This is a genomic window from Pseudochrobactrum sp. AO18b, assembly GCF_000409565.1.
Taxonomy (GTDB): domain Bacteria; phylum Pseudomonadota; class Alphaproteobacteria; order Rhizobiales; family Rhizobiaceae; genus Pseudochrobactrum; species Pseudochrobactrum saccharolyticum.
Genome location: NZ_ANNO01000248.1, coordinates 1 through 1321, shown reverse-complemented (window position 1 = coordinate 1321; position 1321 = coordinate 1). Strand labels below are relative to the sequence as shown.

The following is a 1321-nucleotide window of genomic DNA, read 5'->3' as shown; positions in this document are numbered from 1 at the left end:
AAAAAGGGGTTAGAGCGGTGTGCATGATTCAATTCATGCACAAACCGCTCTAACCACCGGGTTTCTTTATGTAAAACAGAATTATTTTTGATTGCGTTCAATCCGTAGCTTCGCCCAATAATCGAGACGCTTACGGATTTCCCGCTCAAAGCCACGCTCCGGCGGATTATAATATTGCTGACGCCCCATCTTTTCAGGGAAATAATCCTGCCCTGAAAACGCATCCGGCTCATCATGATCGTAGCGGTAGCCGTCATTATAGCCTTCATCGCGCATCAGCTTGGTAGGCGCATTGAGAATATGCTTCGGCGGCAGCAGAGAGCCGTTTTCTTTCGCAGCACGTCTGGCGGCTTTATAGGCCATATAGACACCGTTGGATTTCGGTGCGGTCGCCAGATAGACACAAGCCTGCGCCAGCGCCAGTTCCCCTTCCGGCGAGCCAAGATAATCATAGGCATCCTTGGCAGCATTACAGATGACAAGCGCCTGCGGGTCGGCAAGACCGATATCCTCCACCGCCATACGTACCAGACGCCGCCCCAGATAGAGCGGATCTTCCCCTGCATCAAACATACGGCTGAGATAATAGAGTGCCGCATCGGGATCAGAACCGCGTACAGATTTATGCAGTGCCGAGATCAGATTATAATGCCCGTCCTGCCCTTTGTCATAGACCGGCGCACGACGCTGCACGATATCCTGCAATTGTTCGGCGGTAAACACTTCTTCCGGCCGCGCCGCACGCCAAACCTCTTCAGCGAGCGTCAGCGCCGCACGGCCATCGCCATCCGCCATACGCACCAGACTGGCACGCGCATCAGCATCAAGCGGCAATGGCTTCTGCTCGGCCTCTTCGGCTCTTGTGAGTAATGTGGTGATACTTGTCTCATCATGTGGCTTAAAGGTCAAAACCCGCGCACGCGACAACAGAGCGGCATTGAGCTCAAATGACGGGTTTTCGGTTGTCGCGCCGATCAGCACAACCGTGCCGTCTTCCATAACCGGCAAAAAACTATCCTGTTGCGCACGGTTGAAGCGATGTATCTCGTCGACAAACAGCAATGTCTGGCGGCCGGACATACGCCGTGCCCGTGCCGTTTCAAAAACTTTCTTGAGATCAGCCACGCCGGAGAAAATTGCCGAGATCTGCTCAAAGGCCAAATCCGTATGACCGGCCAGCAATCGCGCTATGGTGGTCTTGCCGGTTCCGGGAGGGCCCCAGAAGATCATTGAGCCGAGGCTGCCGGAAGCAATCATACGCGAGAGAATGCCCTGCTCACCGGTCAGATGTTCCTGTCCTGTGACTTCGCTCAAGTCTCGC

The 1321-nt window shown here is 54.5% G+C and carries 1 protein-coding gene; it reads right to left on the bottom strand.

Features of this window, described 5'->3' with window-relative positions; all coding sequences use genetic code 11:
- Positions 1-81: 81 nt before the first annotated feature.
- Positions 82-1321, bottom strand: a 1240-nt coding sequence (locus A918_RS0110210; protein WP_028233644.1) for a replication-associated recombination protein A, incomplete at its 5' end; no start/stop codon positions are given.